22 protein-coding genes are annotated in these 21,917 nt (G+C 48.9%); 10 read left to right on the forward strand and 12 right to left on the reverse strand.

Annotated elements, in window-relative coordinates; translation table 11 throughout:
* The first annotated feature begins 69 nt into the window (after positions 1-69).
* From CBE68_RS12950 to CBE68_RS12985, 8 genes are all read left to right on the forward strand, one after another.
* Positions 70-759: a pseudouridine synthase gene (locus tag CBE68_RS12950; protein WP_087506521.1), complete on the forward strand. Its 690-nt coding sequence runs from the start codon at positions 70-72 to the stop codon at positions 757-759.
* 41 nt (positions 760-800) lie between these two features.
* The gene (locus CBE68_RS12955) at positions 801-1,250 is read left to right on the forward strand and encodes an NUDIX hydrolase (RefSeq protein ID WP_087506522.1); all 450 of its coding nucleotides are present in this window, start codon (positions 801-803) and stop codon (positions 1,248-1,250) included.
* A gap of 90 nt (positions 1,251-1,340) precedes the next feature.
* Positions 1,341-2,486, forward strand: coding sequence for a tRNA 2-thiouridine(34) synthase MnmA (gene mnmA, locus CBE68_RS12960; RefSeq protein ID WP_229744629.1), 1,146 nt, complete (start codon positions 1,341-1,343; stop codon positions 2,484-2,486).
* On the forward strand, positions 2,483-3,109 hold the full coding sequence (gene hflD, locus CBE68_RS12965) for a high frequency lysogenization protein HflD (RefSeq protein ID WP_229744628.1): 627 nt from the start codon (positions 2,483-2,485) through the stop codon (positions 3,107-3,109). Before mnmA ends, hflD begins: the two co-directional genes overlap by 4 nt.
* A 28-nt stretch (positions 3,110-3,137) precedes the next feature.
* Positions 3,138-4,508: an adenylosuccinate lyase gene (gene purB, locus CBE68_RS12970; protein WP_087506523.1), complete on the forward strand. Its 1,371-nt coding sequence runs from the start codon at positions 3,138-3,140 to the stop codon at positions 4,506-4,508.
* 220 nt (positions 4,509-4,728) lie between these two features.
* Positions 4,729-5,193 carry a GNAT family N-acetyltransferase gene (locus CBE68_RS12975; protein ID WP_143824555.1) on the forward strand — a complete coding sequence of 155 codons (465 nt, stop codon included), beginning with the start codon at positions 4,729-4,731 and terminating at the stop codon, positions 5,191-5,193.
* Positions 5,194-5,320: 127 nt separating this feature from the next.
* The gene (locus CBE68_RS12980; protein ID WP_087506583.1) at positions 5,321-5,977 is read left to right on the forward strand and encodes a hypothetical protein; all 657 of its coding nucleotides are present in this window, start codon (positions 5,321-5,323) and stop codon (positions 5,975-5,977) included.
* Positions 5,978-6,057: 80 nt separating this feature from the next.
* Positions 6,058-6,438: a PH domain-containing protein gene (locus CBE68_RS12985; protein ID WP_087506525.1), complete on the forward strand. Its 381-nt coding sequence runs from the start codon at positions 6,058-6,060 to the stop codon at positions 6,436-6,438.
* Positions 6,439-6,464: 26 nt separating this feature from the next.
* On the opposite strand, the gene CBE68_RS12990 is transcribed toward CBE68_RS12985, so the two are convergent.
* Positions 6,465-7,193 (reverse strand): substrate-binding periplasmic protein, encoded by a 729-nt coding sequence (locus CBE68_RS12990; protein ID WP_087506526.1) that lies wholly within the window; start codon positions 7,191-7,193, stop codon positions 6,465-6,467.
* 125 nt (positions 7,194-7,318) lie between these two features.
* The gene (locus CBE68_RS12995) at positions 7,319-8,851 is read right to left on the reverse strand and encodes a DUF3612 domain-containing protein (protein WP_087506527.1); all 1,533 of its coding nucleotides are present in this window, start codon (positions 8,849-8,851) and stop codon (positions 7,319-7,321) included.
* 233 nt (positions 8,852-9,084) lie between these two features.
* On the opposite strand from CBE68_RS12995, the gene CBE68_RS13000 reads away from it, so the two are divergent.
* Positions 9,085-11,274 carry a malate synthase G gene (locus tag CBE68_RS13000; RefSeq protein WP_087506528.1) on the forward strand — a complete coding sequence of 730 codons (2,190 nt, stop codon included), beginning with the start codon at positions 9,085-9,087 and terminating at the stop codon, positions 11,272-11,274.
* Positions 11,275-11,404: 130 nt separating this feature from the next.
* Here the strand turns inward: CBE68_RS13000 and CBE68_RS13005 are convergent, their stop codons facing one another.
* The 8 genes from CBE68_RS13005 to CBE68_RS13040 all read right to left on the reverse strand — a co-directional run bounded on the left by CBE68_RS13005 (position 11,405) and on the right by CBE68_RS13040 (position 17,803).
* Positions 11,405-11,968 carry a DUF3833 domain-containing protein gene (locus CBE68_RS13005; protein WP_229744627.1) on the reverse strand — a complete coding sequence of 188 codons (564 nt, stop codon included), beginning with the start codon at positions 11,966-11,968 and terminating at the stop codon, positions 11,405-11,407.
* A gap of 12 nt (positions 11,969-11,980) precedes the next feature.
* Positions 11,981-12,631, reverse strand: coding sequence for a chalcone isomerase family protein (locus CBE68_RS13010; RefSeq protein ID WP_143824556.1), 651 nt, complete (start codon positions 12,629-12,631; stop codon positions 11,981-11,983).
* Positions 12,632-12,717: 86 nt separating this feature from the next.
* Complete coding sequence (locus CBE68_RS13015; protein ID WP_143824557.1) at positions 12,718-13,254, reverse strand: DUF2878 domain-containing protein; 537 nt, start codon at positions 13,252-13,254, stop codon at positions 12,718-12,720.
* A 31-nt stretch (positions 13,255-13,285) separates the two neighbouring features.
* Positions 13,286-14,542, reverse strand: a complete 1,257-nt coding sequence (locus CBE68_RS13020) for an SAM-dependent methyltransferase (protein WP_087506531.1) — start codon at positions 14,540-14,542, stop codon at positions 13,286-13,288.
* A 3-nt stretch (positions 14,543-14,545) separates the two neighbouring features.
* Complete coding sequence (locus CBE68_RS13025) at positions 14,546-15,292, reverse strand: DUF1365 domain-containing protein (protein ID WP_087506532.1); 747 nt, start codon at positions 15,290-15,292, stop codon at positions 14,546-14,548.
* Positions 15,289-16,584: an NAD(P)/FAD-dependent oxidoreductase gene (locus CBE68_RS13030; RefSeq protein WP_087506533.1), complete on the reverse strand. Its 1,296-nt coding sequence runs from the start codon at positions 16,582-16,584 to the stop codon at positions 15,289-15,291. Before CBE68_RS13030 ends, CBE68_RS13025 begins: the two co-directional genes overlap by 4 nt.
* Positions 16,581-17,381: an SDR family NAD(P)-dependent oxidoreductase gene (locus tag CBE68_RS13035; protein ID WP_087506534.1), complete on the reverse strand. Its 801-nt coding sequence runs from the start codon at positions 17,379-17,381 to the stop codon at positions 16,581-16,583. The genes CBE68_RS13030 and CBE68_RS13035 overlap by 4 nt, the downstream gene beginning before the upstream one ends.
* Complete coding sequence (locus CBE68_RS13040; RefSeq protein WP_087506535.1) at positions 17,378-17,803, reverse strand: nuclear transport factor 2 family protein; 426 nt, start codon at positions 17,801-17,803, stop codon at positions 17,378-17,380. Before CBE68_RS13040 ends, CBE68_RS13035 begins: the two co-directional genes overlap by 4 nt.
* Positions 17,804-18,026: 223 nt before the next feature.
* Between CBE68_RS13040 and CBE68_RS13045 the strand changes: the two genes are divergently transcribed.
* Positions 18,027-19,373, forward strand: a complete 1,347-nt coding sequence (locus CBE68_RS13045; protein WP_087506585.1) for a GH1 family beta-glucosidase — start codon at positions 18,027-18,029, stop codon at positions 19,371-19,373.
* A gap of 28 nt (positions 19,374-19,401) precedes the next feature.
* On the opposite strand, the gene phrB is transcribed toward CBE68_RS13045, so the two are convergent.
* Positions 19,402-20,844, reverse strand: a complete 1,443-nt coding sequence (gene phrB, locus CBE68_RS13050; RefSeq protein WP_087506536.1) for a deoxyribodipyrimidine photo-lyase — start codon at positions 20,842-20,844, stop codon at positions 19,402-19,404.
* A gap of 12 nt (positions 20,845-20,856) precedes the next feature.
* The gene (locus CBE68_RS13055; RefSeq protein WP_087506537.1) at positions 20,857-21,831 is read right to left on the reverse strand and encodes a YbgA family protein; all 975 of its coding nucleotides are present in this window, start codon (positions 21,829-21,831) and stop codon (positions 20,857-20,859) included.
* Positions 21,832-21,917 lie beyond the last annotated feature (86 nt).

Genomic DNA, 21,917 nt, shown 5'->3' on the forward strand with positions numbered 1-21,917 from the left:
GCAACGCTTCGGCGTTGCCTTTTTGTTTGTTAAGATTGCAGCGTTTATTCATCAAATTTTTGCCAATCAATGACACGTTCTGGTCCTGCCAACAAAGCAAATTCAACCAACAGCAATGGCGCTCGGAGCGGCAAACCGCCTCGTCGCGGCCACCACCATCGAGCAACAAAGCAAAACCGAAAAGCACATCACCAGACGACCAAAGGGCCAATTCAGGTCATCTTGTTCAATAAACCATTTGATGTGCTGTGCCAATTTACCGATCAAGCCGGTCGAAAAACCCTTGCAGATTTCGTCGAAGTCGCCGATGTCTATGCCGCTGGACGGCTCGATCGCGATAGCGAAGGCCTGTTGGTACTGACCAACTCAGGTAAGCTCAACGCCCAGCTGACCCAGCCCGGCAAGAAAACGCGTAAAACCTATTGGGTTCAGGTTGAAGGCGAGCCCAGCGAGTTAGATCTGCAATTGCTTAGAGATGGCGTCGAGCTAAAAGATGGCATGACACTACCGGCGCAAGTCAAACGCATTGATGAGCCCGACATCTGGCCTCGCAATCCGCCAATTCGAGTACGGCAATCGATCCCCGATAGTTGGCTTGAGATCAGTATCGTGGAAGGTCGCAACCGCCAAGTTAGGCGTATGACTGCCGCCATTGGCTACCCAACTTTGCGGTTAATTCGTTACCGCGTGGGCCGCTGGACGCTCGATGGCATTGCCAATGGCCAATGGCAACGGGCCGATACACCGGCCTCCAGATGACACTTGGGCAAAGCTAGTTGCCCACCAAATAAGGACAACCAATGACCGAGCGCTATCGTCCAAACACTACCGTTGCATGGGTAATTGAGTCGCCTGAGGGTTTTTTGTTTGTGGAAGAGAACATCCACGGCAACATGCAATTCAATCAGCCTGCGGGCCACATCGAAGCTGGCGAAACCCTTATCGAGGCGGCCAAAAGGGAGCTTCACGAAGAAACCAGCTTGCAACTTGAGCCTGAGGGGTTAGTTGGCATCTATCAGTTTCCCAACCAGAGCGGCAAGGTGGTTTACTTGCGCTTTTGCTTTTATGCCAAACTAGCTGAATCGCCGGCATTATTGCCCATTGACCCTGCAATTCATGCCTGCCACTGGCTGAGTCGCGACGACATTGCAAAACGTTCCTTACGTAGCCAGTTTGTGTTGACCTGTACCGACGATTACATCGCCGGTAAACGGTTTTCATTGGACTTATTGCACTGCCAATTACACTAATCCGATCCAAGCAGGTTTCGATGCTTACGGTCTGACCAGAATCGTGTTAGAATCGCGCGCCCAAAAATAGTGTGAGGACTGTTCTCTATCATGACTGATGTTGTCATCAATGATTGCTCTGAAAAACGCGTGATCGTCGGTATGTCCGGCGGCGTGGATTCATCTGTATCAGCCTATTTGCTGAAACAGCAAGGCTATCAGGTTGAAGGCTTGTTCATGAAGAACTGGGAAGAAGACGACACCGATGAGTATTGCTCAGCGGCTGAAGACTTAGCGGATGCCCAAGCCGTTTGTGACAAACTAGGTATTGAGCTTCACACCATTAATTTTGCTGCCGAATACTGGGATCGTGTGTTCGAGTATTTTTTGGCCGAGTATAAAGCTGGCCGCACCCCGAACCCGGATATTATGTGTAACAAGGAAATCAAGTTTAAAGCGTTTCTTGAATTCGCTTGTGACGATCTGGGGGCTGATTACATCGCCACAGGCCACTACGTTCGTCGTCGCCAAATCGATGGCCGTTGGCAAATGCTGCGCGGCTTAGATAACAACAAAGATCAGAGCTACTTCCTCTACACCTTGGGTGAAGAGCACGTTGCTCGCACGTTATTCCCTGTTGGTGAATTGGAAAAACCAGAAGTGCGCCGCATTGCCGAAGAGCAAGACCTCATCACTGCCAAGAAAAAAGATTCAACTGGCATTTGTTTCATTGGCGAGCGCAAATTCACCGACTTTCTAAAGCGCTACTTGCCTGCTCAACCGGGCAACATTATGAGCGTCGATGGCGAGGCAATGGGGCAGCATCAAGGCTTGATGTATCACACCTTGGGGCAGCGCAAAGGCCTTGGAATTGGCGGCCGTAAAGATGGCTCTACCGATCCTTGGTATGTGGTCGACAAAGACCTTGAACGTAACGAATTGATTGTCGCTCAAGGCGCTGATCATCCGCGCATGTTCTCCAACGGCTTGATTGCTGAACAACAGCATTGGGTGAGCCGAGAGCCATTAGTAGGCCCGACTCGCTGCACGGTGAAAACTCGCTATCGCCAACAAGATCTTCCGGCTACCGCCACGCCGATCGAGGATGGCAAAGTCGAAGTGGTATTTGATGAGCCACAAATTGCAGTCACACCTGGTCAATCTGTGGTGTTCTATCAACAGGAAGTATGCATGGGCGGTGCGATTATCGATCAGTTAATCCGCAGTCCAGAACAAGCAGGAGCAGTTGCTGAATGACCGACATGAGTATTTATGGCGAACGAATGATTGCCCTTTCGGCTGTTTGTCAAAGCGCCTACGTCGTTAGCCAAATCGCTCGCAACGGCAATGCTGATCAAGATTTGCTGGAAATATCCCTGAACAGTATTTTGTTGACCGAGCCAGACGATACCGCAGATGTATTCGGTGGTATCGGTAATGTTCGTACTGGTGCCCGCCATCTGCTGTCACACATCGAACCAAAATCACAGCCGCGGAATATGGATGTATTCCGCTATAGCGTCGCCCTATTGGCACTGGAACGCCGATTACGCAAAGCCAACGGCGCCTTTGCTGCTTTGGCTGAGCGTATCGAACACAGTAAGCGTCAGCTAGCTCATTCTGAGTTATTGGATGACCAAATGATATCGGGATTGGCGTCTATCTACAGCGATATCGTCAGCCCTGTCGGCCAGCGTATTCAGGTCGCCGGCGCACCAGCCAACCTGAAACCAACCGCTAATCAGAACAAAATTCGAGCCACTCTGCTCGCTGGCGTTCGCGCCGCCGTATTGTGGCGTCAGCTTGGTGGCAACCGACTGCAATTTCTGCTGGGTCGGAAAAAAATGGTCGCCGCCACCAAATCCATTATTTCGTTTTAATCGTTAATCGAGGCATCGGAGCAACCCCATGGAATTATCCTCTCTTACCGCACTTTCTCCTGTTGATGGCCGCTATGGCAGCAAAGCTGCAGATCTGCGCCCTTACTTCAGTGAGTTCGGCTTGATCAAATACCGGGTAACCGTCGAAGTACGCTGGTTGCAAAAACTCGCAGCAACATCAGCCATTGCCGAAGTGCCTGCATTATCTGATGAAGCCAACGCAGTGTTAGATGCACTGGTTGCCAATTTCTCCGAAGCCAACGCTCAACGCATCAAAGATATTGAGCGCACCACCAACCACGACGTTAAAGCGGTTGAATACTTCATCAAAGAGCAAATTGCTGACAACGCAGAATTGAATGCCGTCAGTGAATTTGTTCACTTTGCCTGTACATCAGAAGACATCAACAACTTGTCTCATGGCTTAATGTTGAGTGAAGCACGTAACGACGTGTTAGTGCCATTCATGACGCAATTAACTGACGCTATCAAAGCACTTGCCGTTGAATACAAAACCATTCCATTGATGTCTCGTACCCACGGTCAGCCAGCCTCACCAAGCACCATGGGTAAAGAGATGGCCAACGTCTACATTCGCTTGCGGCGTCAGCTTGAACAAGTAAAAGGCATTGAGATCCTCGGCAAAATCAACGGTGCTGTCGGTAACTACAATGCGCACTTGTCTGCTTATCCAGATGTTGATTGGCACAAGTTCTCAGAAGAATTTGTCACCAGCTTAGGACTAACTTGGAATCCGTACACCACGCAGATCGAGCCTCACGATTACATTGCCGAGCTGTTTGATGCCTATGCTCGTTTCAACACCGTACTGCTTGACTTTGACCGCGATGTCTGGGGTTACATCGCTCTGGGTCACTTCAAGCAAAAAACAATTGCCGGCGAGATTGGTAGTTCAACCATGCCTCACAAAGTAAACCCAATCGATTTCGAAAACTCAGAAGGCAACATTGGCATCGCCAATGCGCTGTTTGGTCACCTGGCGGCAAAATTGCCGGTCAGCCGTTGGCAGCGTGACCTAACGGATTCAACCGTATTGCGTAACATCGGCGTTGGCTGCGCTCATTCTTTAATTGCTATTCAAGCCACTCTCAAAGGCATCAGCAAACTACAAGTTAACGAAGAGTCGTTGCTTGCTGAATTGGATCAGAACTGGGAAGTACTTGCCGAGCCAGTACAAACAGTGATGCGCCGCTACGCGATCGAGCAACCATACGAGAAGCTAAAGGAACTCACACGCGGTAAGCGAGTCGATGGCCCTGGCATGGCTGCATTTATCGATACCTTGGAATTGCCTGAGGCAGTAAAAGATGAAATGAAGCAATGGACGCCAGCTGGCTACATCGGCCGCGCCATCGAATTTGTCGATGAACTCGCATAACGCATTGTCGATAAAATGATGAAGGGAGCTTTCAAGCTCCCTTTTTTATTTTTTATAAAGATCAAATAGTTAATTACCAATCAGTCAACAACAACAGTTTTGTAGTGCTTGCCGTAGCGTATTATTGCCAACGAAAATAGAACCTTACCATTAGAATTGTTGATTTTTTAACCAGCTAGGCTACGCTTTTTTGTTACCATTTCTGACCAAAGCGAAACCCATGGTAAGTAAATTCCAAGTGCGTCAGGTTAACTGGCAAGATGCACGGCAACTATTACAACAAGTTCGCTATCGTGTTTTTGTTTGCGAGCTTCGCGTCGATCCACGCAGTGAGTTTGACGGCAAAGATGAAAATGCTTGGCATATCCTGGCTTGCGATCGCGCAGGCATCCCAGTTGGTACCGGGCGGCTTTGTCGCAACGGAGAAATGGGACGCATTGCAGTGGTCATGGAGCACCGAAATCAAGGCTTGGGGTTAGCGATCACCAAAAGCCTATTTCGTGTTGCTCGCCACCAACAGCTGGCCGATGTGTACATGAAGCCAGAGCTTGACGACTTAGCAAAGTTTACCCAATGTGCCGCCAACCCTGTTGGCCCAGTATTCATGGAAGAAGGCATTCCGCACCAACAGCTAATTTGCTCTGCCGATAATGCTCAGCTACCCGACCTGTCTTATTTGCATTAATTGCGGCACCCTCAACGTATTTAAATTCTGCCATGATGAAATTTGATAAACGGCTTTGCCGTTTGTCATGCCATTGATACCATCCTCACAGCTTAACTCACTGGCCATTTCAGGAATTATCGGCAATATGTTGTTATCAATGATAAAAGCTGCGTTCTTGCAGAACATAAAGCCAGCTATCGCATTGCAGTCGTTGGCTGCAGCTTTAGTGCTTTGCTATTACTTCGTGCCGGCTACACTACCCGTATTCGATTTCTTCGCCGACTTAAAAGCCCAGTATGGTATTGGCTATGCAATGGTTTCGACGGCATTTTTTGGCGGTCTTCTGCCTTTTATCTATCTACTGCTGTCAGGCCGTATCGAACGACAACCAATCGCTCAACTGGCGTTTTACTTGGTGTTGTGGGCATGGTTAGGAGCCTGTGTTGATACCCTATATCGCTTCCAGGGCGACTTGTTTGGCCATGGCACCGACATCATCACCTTGGCAAAGAAAGTGGCAGTAGACCAGTTTATCTACAGCGCATTCTATGCCGCGCCTTTAGTCGCTCTGACGTTCTTATGGAAAGAACAGGGATTCAGCTTTAAACGCTGGCGCGCTGCGTTGAATCGGCAAACGTTCACGCTAAATATTCCCGCCAACATCGCCTCTAACTGGCTGGTGTGGATCCCAGCCGTAGTAGCCATTTATTCGATGCCCTCAGCATTGCAAATTCCCCTATTCAATGTCGTCCTGTGCTTTTATGTATTACTTGTCGCCGTACTCAACAAAGAAAAAAGCTAGTATAAAAACTCGCAAAATGAGCCAGTTGGCATAAGCTTGCAATCGACAAGTACTGCAATCAAATCAATACGGGAGTAACCATGGGACTACTGAGTGGCCTGATGGGCAATGCATCTGAAATCGATAGTGAAGAGCTCCAAGCCGAGTTCGACAATATTTTGTTTGACGGCGAGAGCATTACCCAGGCCTACAAACTGATTCGCGACATGTTCGTGTTCACCGAATACCGCTTGATTCTGGTTGATCGGCAAGGCGTCACTGGCAAAAAAGTCGAGTACCACTCGATTCCCTTCAAATCAATCAGCCAATTTGCGGTGGAAACCGCAGGCACCTTTGATATGGATGCAGAGTTAAAAATTTGGATTTCGAGCAGTAAAGAACCACTCGTGAAGCAATTTAAAAGCGGCGCTAACATCGTCGCTATCCAAAAAGCTATTGCTCAGGGCATTGCAGGCAAATAACGACTATTTCGCCAACGCCGCGACGGTTAATCGTGGCGGCAGTTAGCGATTTGAGCGTTAAATTTGGCCAGAAATTCGGGATTGCGGGAGACAAATCGTTTATCGAAATACACCCCAAGCGGCTTATTCAACAACGGATACGACTTCACTTCTGACAGTTGTCCCCGACGCACAAGCAACTCGGTCATCACACGCTCATTTGCTAAAATTGCATCAACACGTTGAGCTAACAACGTGCGCAACAGCTTCTCTGTCCCAGGTGGTCGAGCGACCACTTGAAAATCATTGGCTTCGAGCCAGGCCAGCATATTGGAACCGTCAAATCCTCCGACTCGCGCCTGATTCTTGAAACTGGCATCGTTGGGATCAAAAGTCGAGTCAGTCAGCAAGAACCACTGCCAGTTTTGTTCAGCGATGGTATCCGACATAACCGCGAACTCATCCCGTTCGGCTTTTTGCGAGGCCGCAAAAAAACCATCAACTTCACCAGATTGAGCCATTTGCTGGGCTCGAGTCCATGGCAGCACTCTTACTTCCAAGCGCCAGCCCATTTGCGCCACGACACACTGCACTGTTTTCACAGCAATACCACTAAACTGGGGATTATTAGCCTTAGACACGCCGACTGGGTAACAACCGTAAGGGCATAGATTGTGAGTTGCCAGTGTTAAGGTCGGCTGGTCTATGGCAGCAGCATTTGATAACCAAAGGCTGGCGCCGATAACAACGGACCGGACAAACTTGGAAATTGGCAATTGGGCTCCCTAACATCGAACGGTTGTTTGTTTTGCCAGAACGATATCTTTGATATACGTGAGTCGATCAAATTCGGCTCGTATTTTAACCCGTTCAGCTATGCGCAACAATTAGCCTAAACTGGTCAGATCAGGCTTTGCAGCGGCTCATAGCAGCTGGGTTCCCTCGGGCAAGCAGCACCGCGCGAACAAATCAATCGGGCATCATTGTAGATACCGCGCTCAATCCAGTTGATATTCAAAATTCGAGCAACACTCATTAAGTCATCCTGAATCTTAATCGGCATTTTTGCAGAACCACCGCCAGCGACACAGATGCGTCGCAAATCATCAGCCAACGTCAGACTGTCACCACCCTGGGCATCAATTGCCGGATTCAAGTCGATTCCGGCACAAAGCACATGACTGTTACCAGCTAAGTCCTTCACTTTGACCGATTCACAACAATAGATCCGAGGTTCATTGCCAACATTCAAGATCGAGATTTGCGCAGAAGTGCCTTTCGCAGGTTGATTGATCATCCGAAACACCGCCCAGTGCTGACAAGGATCTTCTACCGCTCGCATGTTGCCCCAAGGTAATGGAATTCCATTGCCTCGATACACAGCTTTCAACTTTCCCGGTGCGTAAGCATCAAAATAATGCCAGTGAGCATAAGGAGACACTGCGGTCATTCGGCGCATAGCGACCGAGGCCGAGACATCGATCATTTTGTTTACCGCAATTTCATATCCATGGCGATCCAATAACTGACGAAACGGGACTTTTGGACAAAGCAGTGCGCCGGCAAAAAAGCTCGATTCAAAATCGCGCCAAGCATGAAGAATGTCTTGTTGATCCATGGTCGATGACTGCACCGCGGCATTGCCATGTTCATCAACTAGATCTGAATCATGGCCGCCAACCCGCATGATGCTTTTTAGGCCATCTTTGTTATGAAGTACGCAATGGCCGATGTGTACTGCCAAGTCATACTTTAACCGGGTCGGAAACTGCTTGAGAATTTCGTTCAAGTGGAGGGTATGAGGCGGTTCAAAAAACGATGTAGTCACCCCTTTGCTAGTTGCCCCAATCGTCGTGTGAATATCACTCGGAGCACGCTCAAACCACTTTAATTTGACACCAAATCGACCAATGATTTCCATCAGCTCATCAATACTAAGGGGCATTCGTTTTTGGCCAATTTCCTCCGCTGCTCGTTCCAAATCGGGAAAATGATTCTGATGGTGCTCTTGGTGGGCACGGATCAAGAGGTGGGCAAACTGGCGTCCTGTGGTACCCGTTTGAGACAACATTTCAGGAATAGCGATCTGCAAAATGTCATTAGAAAACAAAAAGCTTGGCTCTAGCGCCATCCCATCGATGCCGCCGCGCGAGCCTTTGTTCGGCGTAATCGCCTGCTCTTCTGGGACATCATCAAGAAACCAGTCCGGCTGTTTCTGAAATACCGAAGCAATCACCTCTAACATGGCAACACTCGGTACCCGCTTACCGCGTTCAATCATCGAAAGATACGACACCGACGGTGCAGATTCGGGATCGAGTCGAACACAGCGTGACGACAAATCTTCCATGGTTAAATGGTTACGTTTGCGTAGGTTTCTAATCTTGGTACCGAGAAAGTGACTCTTTCTCATTAAGCTTTTTGTTGGCTTCATTTTGTAAAATTCACAGTGTGAAATTTTTATTGTGAAATTCTAGTTTCGTTTTCACTAGACTACAAAATAACCGAGCACGGCAACCGTCATTCAATGGCATGAATGAGAGGTGCTGCACAAAGTGAACGACCAACAAGTTCAACAAGGACGCAGCAGCCGCAGCTAGGGATCAACAAAAAATCACGCAACAACGTATTGCGTATTGGAGAGACTAAGTTTCGGAGGATCAGGCCATGACAATGCCAGCCCAACAAAACAGCCAGATAAATCAGGATTTCTATCACTTTATTAATAACGAAGTACTACCTGCCACTGACCTGAATCCAGTGCAGTTCTGGCAAGCTTTTGAGCAACTCGTGGATGATCTCAGCCCAGTGAACCAATCACTGCTGGACACTCGCGACCGCTTACAACAGCAAATCGATCACTATCACCATCAACACCAAGGTGAACGCTTCGATGCCGACAACTACCAAGAGTTTTTAACCAGCATTGGTTATCTGCGCGACCAAGGCGATGACTTCACGATCGAAACAAGCAATGTCGATCGTGAGATTGCCACCATCGCCGGACCACAATTAGTTGTACCGATCGCCAATGAGCGATTTGCTCTGAATGCCGCTAACGCTCGTTGGGGTAGTTTATACGACGCTTTGTATGGCACCGATGTCATTCCCCGTGTCAATGGTTTGAAACCCGGTAAGCGCTACAACGAAGCTCGCGGTAACGCGGTAATCAAGCAAGCTAAAGATTACTTAGATCGGGTCTTTCCGCTAGAGCACGGCTCTCACCACAACGTCAGCGCCTATGTGGTTTATTACAAACACTTGTTGGCATGTTTCCCAGATGGCACCCAAAGCGGTCTCCACACGCCTTGCCAATTTGTTGGTTTAACGGGCCACAAAGAACAGCCAACGGCGATTCTGATGAGAAACAATGGCCTTCATGTTGAGCTGATCATCAATCGCAAGGGCCGTATTGGTGAGCATGATTTAGCTGGCATCAATGACATTCTCATTGAGTCGGCAGTCACCACCATCATGGACTTTGAAGACTCAGTGGCAGCCGTTGATGCCGAAGATAAGATTCATGCCTACCGTAACTGGCAAGGACTGATCCGTGGCGATCTCCATGCCTCATTTGAGAAATCGGGTAGCACCATGTTGCGACGGATGCATAAAGACCGCTTCTATACCGGCAAAAATGGCGAAGAAATTCGCTTACATGGTCGCTCACTGCTGCTGTGCCGCAATGTTGGCCTGCTGATGACGACGGACTTAATGTCGAACAAGCATGGTCAGCAAGCACCAGAAGGTATTGTTGATGCTGTGGTCACTTGCCTGATTGCGATGCAAGACTTACAAAAATCAGAAACTGACAGCTTCCGTAATTCGCGAACCGGCAGTATTTATATTGTGAAACCGAAAATGCATGGCCCAGATGAAGTAGCGTTTACCTGTAATCTTTTTGAACGGGTTGAACAGATGCTCGGGCTAGCTGCTAACACTGTAAAAATCGGCATCATGGACGAGGAGCGCCGCACCACGGTCAACCTCAAAGCATGTATTCGCGAAGCCAAACAGCGATTGTGTTTTATTAATACCGGATTTTTGGATCGCACAGGCGATGAGATCCACACCAGCATGCATGCCGGTCCGTTCTTGCCCAAAGCCAGTATCAAAGAACAAACATGGATAAAAGCCTACGAAAACTGGAATGTTGATATTGGCCTAGCTTGTGGCTTGCCGGGCAAAGCGCAAATAGGTAAAGGCATGTGGGCAATGCCTGATGAAATGGCGCAAATGATGAAAACTAAGATTGATCATCCTCGCGCTGGCGCCAATACCGCGTGGGTTCCATCGCCAACAGCAGCGACTCTGCATGCCCTGCACTACCACGACGTTGATGTATTTGCTGTGCAGCAAGGCCTGAAACAGCGGCCAACTGCGAAGTTGGCAGATATTTTAACCATACCGCTGATGGCGGAGAGCCAGCAAAACTTCAGCCACGAGGACGTCGACCGCGAGTTGGAAAACAACATTCAAGGCATCTTGGGCTATGTCGTTCGTTGGATCGATCTCGGTGTGGGCTGCTCCAAAGTACCCGACATTAATCACATCGGCCTAATGGAAGATCGAGCAACGTTGCGGATTTCAAGTCAGCACATTGCTAACTGGCTCCATCACGGCATTTGCAATGATGGCCAGGTGCAAAAGGCGATGTTGCGGATGGCCCAAGTAGTAGACCAACAAAATGAAGGGACTGCGGGCTATCAGCCGATGTCGGCGAATCCAGATAAAAGTTTGGCATTTCAGGCAGCCAGAGCATTGATCTTCGAGGGCGAGCATCAACCTAGTGGTTACACCGAGCCGCTGCTCCATCACTACCGTCTACTGGTAAAACAAGGAGCTTCGACTCACTAGCACTTATTCATTTTAACGAGGTTACTAACAAACCCGTTATGTAAACCCCGTTGCGTCACGGGCTCCAACACTGTTGGAGCCCTTTTTTATCCGCCGCCTTAGGTACGCTGCTGTTAGCCCTATTGCTGCTTTAGTGCTGCTTTTGCATAAACAGCACCACCTGTCCGACCTCCAGACCAAATTTACGCAGAGTGCCGATATTGATAATGACGTTGTCATCAACTTGGTAGAGCCAATCGTTTACCCCTACCACCCACTCTTCGCCATCCACTTCGATAATGAGGTCATATTGCCAGTTCATTGCGTAAGCAACGACGCTACCTGAGGCCTCGCCGACCACATCGCCGGCAGTGCCGGTAATTTCGTCACCATTGACGGAGAGCTGCCAAATTCGGGTCTGCTGTTCACCATCGTCAAACTGAAAGACTTCGTCGAGCACTCCCGTATCGCCTTGCCAACTCGCATCAATCGTCGCGGTAAAACGGCGCTTCACCACGCCACTGCGGTCGCTGACAATGCCCCAGGCCATGAGCTTGCCATCAAAGTATTGTTTGACATCCAATTCACCGGTTTGACCTTGGTAATCATTGAGCGACTGCGAGCAACCGACCGTAACCACAACCATGACAGCAACAATGACCAACAACATGGGCTTGACGGTTATTGCGCCGACGCTCTTGAGCCTATTTAGCATTAACGAAACTCCTTAGTTGGCGCCTAGTAGCGCTAGTCGAAATTGCTGATGTTCTGCCCGCTCGAGCAACCAAATACTTAAAAAATCGCGAGTAAAACTGGCGGAATCAATACGCCCTAAGTTTTTCAATTCACTACCGCGACGAAACCAAAACTCCGAACTACCATCGTTCGCCACCTGAACAATCAGCTCATCGCCTTCTGTGACGTCGGGCCAGAGCTGGTGCAACTGCGTCAGCCACTGGGCTTGCTGTTGGTGATCGCCAATATCAAGCTGCTGCCACTGCTCCATGGTTTGTTCGAGCAAATCTTCTTTGTCGATGTCCATCTGATAGTTCAACAACAACACAGTGCCCGGCAGATTGTTAAAGTCAAACTGGCCGGTCGGGTGGAATAACTTGGCTTGGTAAATCGTCCACCACAGCCAGTCAAAGTCGGCTTTGCCAAGCATGAACTGATCGGACATTAGCTCACTTAAACCATCTCTCGACTGTGAGCTGCTTGCCTTGTCGCCAGCTGGTGCACTTCCCATACTCGCGGCATTGACCGGCGCTAGCGCAAATACCACCAGCCACACTGACAGCATTACAAGTGCCAGCCGGCGTTGTATTTTTAGAGAAAGCTGAACGATGTCGGGGGGATATGTAGTCGTTGACCTAGACATAAACGCTCCTTGGTTGTTATTTGTTTTAAGTAAAACAACAACCCAAGGATCAGTTCATATGGCGATCTATCTGTTGAACATGATGGCTATTTGGTGAATTGAAATGACTTCGGTACCAACCATATGGCACTGAGGTAGAACAAAATGGCCCATTCAATGGCAATCACAAAGGAGGTCGTTTGATCTAAATAGCCTCCTGCCAGCTTGGCGCCAGCAAAGTAACTCAACCAGCCGCCAATTGCAGCAAGTCCTGCTCCTAGCCATGGACGGGGTATTAACCAACGGATGCTGTGATTTAGCAGGGTTGCGAACAGAGGCCAGAAAGCGATCAGCCAAAGTGGCGGCACCGGCCCGCCATGATTCGGCAATACCAGCACCCCGCTGTACAGGTGAAACCCTTCGGCAATGATACCAATGGCGGCAAACACTCCCATCAGGTACCGGTCTGAATCGGCAGTAGGAGATAACGACCAGTGCCCAATCAGCCATGCGATGACCCAAGGAACCGCAGCATTTCCTAGTGTTACCAAACTAAACCAACACAACTGAAATGCAAAAATGTTAAGCAACATCCACCACAAAGGTGACTTGGGCAGCTCAGGTAATGCGGTTTGTTTTGGCAATGGCAATTCCTTTGTCGGTGTCTGCTAGTGGTTAGCGAGTCGGTTTATCCAAAACCATTTGCACTGTGCTGATCGAGCGCTCATGGAATCCGCCTTCACAATAGCATAGGTAGAAACGCCACATGCGAATAAATCTATCGTCAAAACCAAGTGCTTTAACCTGCTCCAACTGACCATCAAAATTATCGCGCCAATCTTTTAAGGTTCTCGCGTAATCGAGACCAATGTCGCGTACTTGCCGAATGGCCAAGTCACTATATTGAGCAACTTTATCAGCCAGCACAGCCACCGATGGCAGATAGCCGCCGGGGAAAATATATCGTTGAATAAAATCAACATTGCGGCGGTAGTAGCGCTCTCGCTGGTCAGCGATAGTAATCACCTGCAACAGCATCTTACCGTTGTCCCTGACCAGGCTCGAACAGCGGTCGAAAAACGTCGACAAATGTTCATAGCCGACCGCCTCGATCATCTCGATTGAGATCAACTTTGAATAAGTACCTTGCAGCTTACGATAATCTTCTTTTAATACGGTAACTTGCTGCTCTAAACCTGCATCTTTAACGCGCTGCTGAGCAAACTGATATTGAGCGTAACTAATCGTCGTCGTGGTGACTTTGCAGCCGTAATTCTTTGCGGCAAAACAAGCCAAACCGCCCCAACCAGTGCCAATTTCCAGCAAATGATCAGCATCTGTTAGCTCAAGATCATCACACACCAGTTTTAACTTGTGCTCAGAGGCTTGCAACAGGGATGACTCAGCGTCAGGATATACACCGCTTGAATACATCATGGTTTCATCAAGAAACAACTGATAGAACGCATTACTGAGGTCATAATGATGGGCGATGTTGCGCTTAGAGCCCGACACAGTATTGCCATTGAATTTGTGCACTAGCTTCATGATTAAGCGCTTTAACGGACTAGACTGCGACTCAATGGCATCGAGGGTGGCCATGTTAGCCGCCATCAATCGAATCACCATGGTCAAATCTGGGCTGTCCCACCAACCGTTCATGTAGGCTTCTGCAGCACCAATGCTGCCGCCGCTAACAACTGCTTTGTAAAACTGACTGTCGAGTACGACTATCTCAGCCGCTAAGTCTGATTGAGGGTCACCGTAGCTTTGTTGCCAACCGTTCTCATCACGCAGTGTCAATTGACCAACTTTCAGCTGCTCTAACAGTGCTACCAGCATGCGTGTAAGCAACTTGGGCGCGACTGCTGCGACATCAGGTTTTACGGTCGCCATTGTCTTCTGATTGGCAACGGAGGATTCACTCGTCATGCCTTAACTCCTGTGGTCCATGTTATGTGGAATGTAGGGCACCCCTTTGAGCCAGATTTTCAACGCCTGCCAATAAATCTTGGTGACCACGCTAACTGTCATAATGGGGGTTTTTATCAACTCTCGGAACAAGTTACGAGAGTTCAGTGGTTGTTGGATCATTGCTAATGTGGCATCGAAAATTTTGCCTTCACGATCGTGATTTTCGATATGCAAATGCAGGCGCTTGGCAGGCGGCTTGATCCGCCAGTGGTAGTCCATATCTAAGTCCATAAACGGAGAAACATGAAACGCTTTGTTCATAGTCTCAGGCGCCTCAAATGCGCGCCGACAGTTGACTGCATAGTAATGCTTTTCCAGCCATGGCGTGTTACTCACCTCAGCTAGCAAGTACTGCAATTCACCATCGCTGTCGTAGCAATAAAAGCAGTTAATGGGGCTAAAGTAGAGCCCCAGATAGCGCAACTGGCCAATCATCTCGATACGCCCATCGCAACGATAACCAGTTAATTCAAATAGCGTTTCTATGGCGGCCTGTTTGGCTGTCAAAGTCGGTTTGTTGGGGAAGTAATCGGAGCGACGAAACTGCGCCCAGTTAAATCGGTTAAATGAGAACCAACGAAGTTGTTGGTCGAGTTGCGGCAATTCGTCTAAATCGATGGCTGGCATAAACAGCGGATAGCAGAAACTGTTGTGCTTTGGTCGCAATCGCCGGTGGCGAACTTGGCCTCGATAAAGTCGCGATTTCATGCTGCATTCCTCGGCAATTCAGCACCTTTCGCAGCAATCAATTCGACCACGTCTTGCGCCGAGCGAACACCATCTTCGTGGAAGCCGTTGTACCAGTACGCACCGCAAAAATAACAGCCGTCAACGCCGTTGATTTCAGCCCGTCGCTGTTGGGCCGCGAAACTGGTGCGATTGAATACCGGATGATCATACAGGTAGGTACCAATAATCTTGTCTGGATCGATTTGCTCTGACTGATTAAGGCTTACACAATAGGTATGTTTGCTCTGCAAGCCCTGTAGAATATTCATGTTGTAAGTCAGTGTCGCTTGCGGGTGTTCACTGTCATCTAACATGTAGTTCCATGCAGCCCAAGCCGCCTGACGCTCAGGCAGCCTAGATGTATCGGTATGTAATATGACATCATTTTGTTGGTATGGGATATCACCGAGAATGTCATTCTCTAGCGCCGAAGCGCTCTCCCCTAGCAGCGTCAATGCCTCATCACTGTGGCAAGCAAAAACAACCGCATCGAACTCATCCTCGCCACTGCCATGACTAACGATAAAGCGTGTCGGTAGTGCGCCTTCGGCACTGTTTTTTCGACGGACCGAAGTAGCGCCGCTAGCAAATTCGATATCACCATCGACTTGCTCACGCCATGCTTTGACGTACTGATGCGAACCACCTTTAATGACATACCATTGCGGCCGGTCCGTGATCTCGAGCAAACCATGATTGACGAAGAATCGGATAAAGAACAAGGCCGGAAATTCATCCATGTCTTTGATTGATGATGACCAAATGGCTGCTCCCATCGACATCAAATAGTTGATCCGGAAGAACTGGTTGAACTTGTGTTGTTCAAGAAACTCGCTCAACGATGAATTTTCATCAATCTCACCGTTGGCATAACTTGCTTTAGCCAGCTTATTGAAGCGATAAATATCGTACAAAAAACGGTAGAACTTAGGATTGAACCAATTTCGCTTCTGCGCAAACAGGGTCGAGAAGGTGTGGCCGTTATACTCAAGATTTTCTGCCGGGTTACTGACGCTGTAACTCATATCGGTGTTTTGATACGGCACCTTAAGTTGCGCCAGAAAGGCTTGGAATCTTGGATAAGTACGGTCATTGAACACAATAAAACCGGTGTCAATTGCTTGCCCTTGATGTTCACCATCAAGTTCCTTGGTTGCCGTGTGGCCCCCCAAGTAATCATTTTTTTCAAACAACGTCACCTGATGCTCTTTACGCAAATGATAACTCGCGACGATCCCTGATATACCGCTGCCGATGACTGCTATTTTCATGTCCTTGTTTCACCCTGTTGATGGCGAGTGTGAGATTGCTTGCCATTGTCCTGATTCGATTTGACCATCTTGCCAGCGAGCCAAATTCGCGCTGACACTGGCAGTTTGTGTAATGTCCGCAGTATTGCGCAAAACAAACGCGGAAAATGAACTTCATGGACACCGCGCTCAATACCCCGGCGAATCGCTGCACTGGCACCATCGACAGTGGCCAGCATTGGCATATCGAAGTCGTTCTTACGGGTTAATGGCGTGTCGATAAAACCCAATATTACGGTTACCAATTGGATTCCCTTGGGCTTTAAACTCGTGCTCAATACATGCCCCATGTACTGCAGTGCTGCTTTCGATGCACCGTAAAATTCTGCACGGACAAACGGCAAGTAAACAGATGCGCTAGACACCAGCGCCACTTTCGGTTTACTGGCTCTTTGCAACAGCGGCGTGAGACTTTGCAGCACTCTCACTGGCGCCACTACATTGACGTCGAGTGTTTGCTGCAACACCTCGGCATCAAGGTCACCATCGTCGACGTAGTGACAAACACCGGCATTGAGGATCACCACATCAATGTTGTGATAACGCTCTTCAAGTTGCCACACACTGGTTTGCCAAGCATTGCCATCAGCCAGATCGCAACAGACTGTGTCTGCGCCCGATTGCTGTAAATCAATTAGTTGGTCCTTATTGCGACCAACAGCGATCACTGTGTCTCCAGCGTCCAAGTAATCTTTGGCGAGTTGATAGCCGATGCCAGAAGTAGCGCCAGTGATCAAAACCACTTGTTTCGTGTTCATGCCGCCACCATGCGCCCTTTGACAAAGCGAATTGCCGTACCCAACACTGGCAGGTGCTCGTAGAGCATACTGCCGCCGTCGAAATAATCTCGATGCTGGATAATCAAACCGTCCTTGAGGGTAATTCTGCTCACCCCTTCGAGTTCCACTTCCCGGCCCCGATTGATTCGCGGATGTTGATAAGTCATGGTCCAGCCAATCACCACCTGCGACTGCTCAGCAACTTGCCAGTTGTAGTTAAAGCCGATGGCTTCAACGTTGCTGTACAAAGCGGCAAAGTATTCTTTGATATCGGCGAGCCCATCGATGCGATGAAAAGGGTCAATAAACGACGCTTTGGGGTGATAAAACTGGTCCAGCAACTCAAGGCTATGGGCGTCTAGCTTGGTATACATATCTTTAAAATTTTCAATCCATTGCATCAATGAAGACCTCTTGAAAAAAATGTGCTTACGCCACTTCAATTGAGTGTATCAGCTTGTTCAGTATTAGCTCGTTCAACGTCAATTTTTTGTTAGCGGATCAGTCAACTATCGGCAATTTGTGTGGTTGAAGGATTTTTGAAAGACAAAATGATAGCGCTTTCATTTTCTCAAAAATGTGTTTTAATAGCGCCCATAACGATCTTGCAGTAAGGGTTTTATGATGAAAAACAGCTATCAATTTCCAGCTGACTTCGAATGGGGAGCAGCCACCGCCGCCTATCAAATCGAGGGCGCCTACAATGAAGATGGTCGCGGTATGTCGACTTGGGACACATTCAGCCGTTTGCCGGGTCGCACCCTAAATGGCGATACCGGCAACGTTGCATGTGATCATTATCATCGTACCGAACAAGACATCGCCCTGATGAAACAGTTAGGCCTCAAGCACTATCGCTTCTCGATTGCTTGGCCTCGTATCCTGCCAAATGGCGAAGGTGAAGTGAACCAGGCCGGTATCGACTTTTACAGTAAGTTGGTTGACGACCTACTAGCTGCCGGCATTGAGCCGTTGATCACCCTATTCCATTGGGATCTGCCACAAGCGTTGCAAGACAAATATGGCGGCTGGAAGTCGCGAAAAGTCGCCGAATTGTTTGCCGAGTATGCTGATATTGTTACTAAAGCGCTGGGCGATCGGGTCAAACGCTGGAGCACCATTAATGAAATCATGTGCTTCACCAACATGGCCCACAAAACGGAGCAGCACGCACCGGGTGGAAAAGAAACTGACCAAGTTGCCAACCAAACCGTTCACCATGCCATGATTGGCCATGGATTAGCTGTGCAGGCGATTCGCAACAATGTGCCAGATGCTATCGTCGGTATTGTCGAGTGTTTGTTTGCCCCGTGGCCGCTTCACAACACCGAGTCTCACTTGGATGCCGCACGCAAAGCATTTAAAGATCGCAATGCTCAGATCCTATTCCCATTGCTGACTGGCGAATATGACGAAGTGGCTTACCAACGCGAGTTTGGTGATCTGCCTGAGTACAGCGCTGAAGATATGAAAATCATTAGTGAGCCGCTCGACTACATCGGTTACAACTTCTACAACCATCCACCTGTGCGACCAAGTGACAAGCCTTGGGGTTTTGATATCGTCGACATGCCAGAAGCCTACCCTCGCACCGACATGGGCTGGCCCATTACGCCAGATGCGATGTACTGGTTGTTGAAGTTCTCACAAGAGTTCTTTGGTGATCTGCCTATTTACATTACCGAAAATGGCATGGCTGCGGCCGACAAGGTCGAGCGCGATGGCACCGTACAAGACATGGATCGCATTGAGTTTCTGCGCACTCACCTACGTGCTTGCCAACGTGCGATTAGCGAGGGTGTGCCACTCAAGGGCTATTACGTTTGGTCATTGTTTGACAATTTCGAATGGGCTTTTGGTTACGACAAACGCTTTGGAATTATTCGTGTTGAGTACGATACTCAGCAGCGGATTATCAAAGAATCGGGTCACTACTACAGCGCCGTCATGGCAGAAAATGCAGTGCTGTAATTGAACTTCGAAAATAGTAGCGGGCTTATTAGCCCGCTTCTTTTTTAAGGCTTTGCTGATAAAGCTCCAAACACATTTGTCGGCGCTCTTTGTGATCAACCACCGCCGGTAGATAATTTCCACCTGCGCCAGCCTGATGGAGCAATTTCGCCTCTAGCCCTCGCAATTGCTCAACATACTGTTGAATGAATAAGCCTTTGTCATCAAAACGTTTTGATTGGGTTTCCGGATTAAAAATTCGAAAATAAGGCGCGGCATCAGTACCTGTCGAAGCGGCCCACTGCCAACCGCCATTATTAGCAGCAAAATCACCATCAACCAGCTTGCTCATAAAGTAGCGTTCGCCCCAACGCCAATCGATCAACAAATCTTTGCAAAGAAACGATGCCACGATCATTCGCAGTCGATTATGCATCCAGCCTGTCTGGTTCAGCTGCCGCATTGCGGCATCGACTAAAGGAAAGCCAGTCTCGCCTCGGCACCAACTGTCGAACAGCTGACCATCATTGGTCCAGGGAATGGCCTCATAATCAGGTTTAAAGGCTTTGTCCTTGCAAACGTGTGGCCAGGCAACCATCACATGTTGATAGAACTCGCGCCATATCAGTTCAGTTAACCAAGTTTTAGCACCTTCAGCTAATTCCCACGGCGAGCCGTGATCGTGACTGAGTCGCGCTAAACATTGCCGAGCAGACAAGCTACCAATAGCTAAATATGGCGATAGCACTGAGGTGCCGTCAATGGCGGGAAAATCTCGGTCGGCACGATAACGCGCTGCTCGCTCAGCACTAAACTGGCGCAATTGCGCGATAACTTCCTGACCGTCGGCGGCGTAAGCACTACTGTCAGCGCCGGCATAGGGCCAACTGTCCGCCTCGAGAGAACAAAGCGGCAATGTGGAATCATCGATATCAGTGATCAACTTCGGCATTTGTTGCGGTCGGCCTAAACACTGCCAACCAACCGAGTGCAGCTCTTTCAACCAAGCTTTACTAAACGGCGTGAATACCTTGTAAGGCTGGGCGCTGCCATTAAGTACTGAATTTGGTTTAATAATGCAGCGGTCATCGAACCAATGAAGGTCCAAATTGCCCTCGATGTCGTGTTGTAGCGCATTGTCTCTGGCGACTTCATCAACTTCGTATTCTCGGCTAGCAAAAAGCGCGTCTATTCGCCATTGACCTATACACTGTTGCACCAAGGCCCGCTGTTCAGCAAAGCTCCCTGCTTGCAACACCACCAGCGGGACGTTGAGCTGCGCCAACTCGCTGCGCAGATGAACTAACGTGCGCCGAATTAAATCAGCTTGAATGGGACTTTTGTGATACTGCTGCCACTGCTCCGCTGGAACCACATACAGGGCAACAACAGCTTCGCTGGCATCGCACGCATGATAAAGTGCTGGGTTATCGAGGATGCGCAAATCGCGACGCAGCCAAACGCAGCTGCGCTGATAATGTCTGTCAGTCACGCCTCACCTCAGCTACAGCTGCTGTCGCAATGCCAGCTTGTCGGGGTGGGGTCTGATGTAGACCTGATTGCTAAGGTATTCGTTGGGAAACTTGACCAATAGATGTTGAATCAAGGTCATTGGCGCCATCAACGGCAACAGTCCCTGCCTGTATTTATCAATCACATCTGCTAATGCTTGTCGCTCTTCAGTACCGATAAACTTCTTAAAATAGCCCTGCAAGTGCATCAAGGTATTCGTATGGCCTTTGCGATTTGCTCGTTGCTTTAACGCCCACATCAATCCATAAATGTACTCATCAGCAACGTCTTGCAAATCATTGCTGCTGAGATCAGAAATCAACTGGCCAAGGGTGCGATAGGAGGTTTGATGGCTAGCCATCACCATGAACTTATAGCGGGAATGGAATTTCACCAGCTTATCAGCCGTCAGACCAGAGTGAATCATCCGCTGCCAATCTTGCAGAGCATAGACTCTGGTGACGAAGTTTTCCCGCAACACAGGGTCACATAGCCTGCCGTTTTCTTCGACCGGCAGCAGTGGGTAACGCTCCATCAATGCTTTGGTAAAGACACCAACCGAGTCGTGCCTTAGGGTATGACCATCAGGATGATAGACCTTAATGCGTTCCATACCGCAGCTCGGCGACTTAGCGCAAACGATAAAACCACTTAAACCGTCCAGTGTTTGGCTTTGTTGCTGGCTGAACGACGACATAGCGTCGGTTACGTTAAGAGTCGAATCGGTAGAGCCGACGATTTCAATGGCGCCGTCGACTTCAACTTGGCGGATGGTGGGGCGCGGCACGCCCATACCAATTGCCACTTCTGGGCATACAGGTACGTAGGAAACGAATTCTCGCAGGTCGCGGTCGGCAAAGCCCAAACGCTTGTGACCACCGTCGAATCGAACGCCTTGTCCAACGACACAGGCGCTGACCCCGATTTGAATGGAATCGGGTTTGAATTGGGTTTGAACTAGTTTCATCCTTGGCTCGCAGACTGTGATTACTACCTTACAGTCTACGGCAAGTTGCTCAAGTTAGTTCAGCGTTTGAGCTCAAAATCAACGTC

The organism is Neiella marina (genome assembly GCF_002165625.1).
GTDB lineage: Bacteria > Pseudomonadota > Gammaproteobacteria > Enterobacterales > Neiellaceae > Neiella > Neiella marina.

What these genes read in the sequence shown, in the direction of transcription:
- CBE68_RS13005 (WP_229744627.1), bottom strand. Translation starts at nt 11,968, where the DNA reads ATGCTAAATAGGCTCAAGAGCGTCGGCGCAATAACCGTCAAGCCCATG.
- CBE68_RS12955 (WP_087506522.1), top strand. Translation starts at nt 801, where the DNA reads ATGACCGAGCGCTATCGTCCAAACACTACCGTTGCATGGGTAATTGAG.
- CBE68_RS12985 (WP_087506525.1), top strand. Translation starts at nt 6,058, where the DNA reads ATGGGACTACTGAGTGGCCTGATGGGCAATGCATCTGAAATCGATAGT.
- CBE68_RS13030 (WP_087506533.1), bottom strand. Translation starts at nt 16,584, where the DNA reads ATGAAAATAGCAGTCATCGGCAGCGGTATATCAGGGATCGTCGCGAGT.
- CBE68_RS13010 (WP_143824556.1), bottom strand. Translation starts at nt 12,631, where the DNA reads ATGTCTAGGTCAACGACTACATATCCCCCCGACATCGTTCAGCTTTCT.
- CBE68_RS12980 (WP_087506583.1), top strand. Translation starts at nt 5,321, where the DNA reads ATGTTGTTATCAATGATAAAAGCTGCGTTCTTGCAGAACATAAAGCCA.
- CBE68_RS13045 (WP_087506585.1), top strand. Translation starts at nt 18,027, where the DNA reads ATGAAAAACAGCTATCAATTTCCAGCTGACTTCGAATGGGGAGCAGCC.
- CBE68_RS13000 (WP_087506528.1), top strand. Translation starts at nt 9,085, where the DNA reads ATGACAATGCCAGCCCAACAAAACAGCCAGATAAATCAGGATTTCTAT.
- CBE68_RS13035 (WP_087506534.1), bottom strand. Translation starts at nt 17,381, where the DNA reads ATGAACACGAAACAAGTGGTTTTGATCACTGGCGCTACTTCTGGCATC.
- CBE68_RS13040 (WP_087506535.1), bottom strand. Translation starts at nt 17,803, where the DNA reads ATGCAATGGATTGAAAATTTTAAAGATATGTATACCAAGCTAGACGCC.
- hflD (WP_229744628.1), top strand. Translation starts at nt 2,483, where the DNA reads ATGACCGACATGAGTATTTATGGCGAACGAATGATTGCCCTTTCGGCT.
- CBE68_RS12975 (WP_143824555.1), top strand. Translation starts at nt 4,729, where the DNA reads ATGGTAAGTAAATTCCAAGTGCGTCAGGTTAACTGGCAAGATGCACGG.
- CBE68_RS12995 (WP_087506527.1), bottom strand. Translation starts at nt 8,851, where the DNA reads ATGAAGCCAACAAAAAGCTTAATGAGAAAGAGTCACTTTCTCGGTACC.
- CBE68_RS13020 (WP_087506531.1), bottom strand. Translation starts at nt 14,542, where the DNA reads ATGACGAGTGAATCCTCCGTTGCCAATCAGAAGACAATGGCGACCGTA.
- purB (WP_087506523.1), top strand. Translation starts at nt 3,138, where the DNA reads ATGGAATTATCCTCTCTTACCGCACTTTCTCCTGTTGATGGCCGCTAT.
- mnmA (WP_229744629.1), top strand. Translation starts at nt 1,341, where the DNA reads ATGACTGATGTTGTCATCAATGATTGCTCTGAAAAACGCGTGATCGTC.
- CBE68_RS13025 (WP_087506532.1), bottom strand. Translation starts at nt 15,292, where the DNA reads ATGAAATCGCGACTTTATCGAGGCCAAGTTCGCCACCGGCGATTGCGA.
- CBE68_RS13055 (WP_087506537.1), bottom strand. Translation starts at nt 21,831, where the DNA reads ATGAAACTAGTTCAAACCCAATTCAAACCCGATTCCATTCAAATCGGG.
- CBE68_RS12950 (WP_087506521.1), top strand. Translation starts at nt 70, where the DNA reads ATGACACGTTCTGGTCCTGCCAACAAAGCAAATTCAACCAACAGCAAT.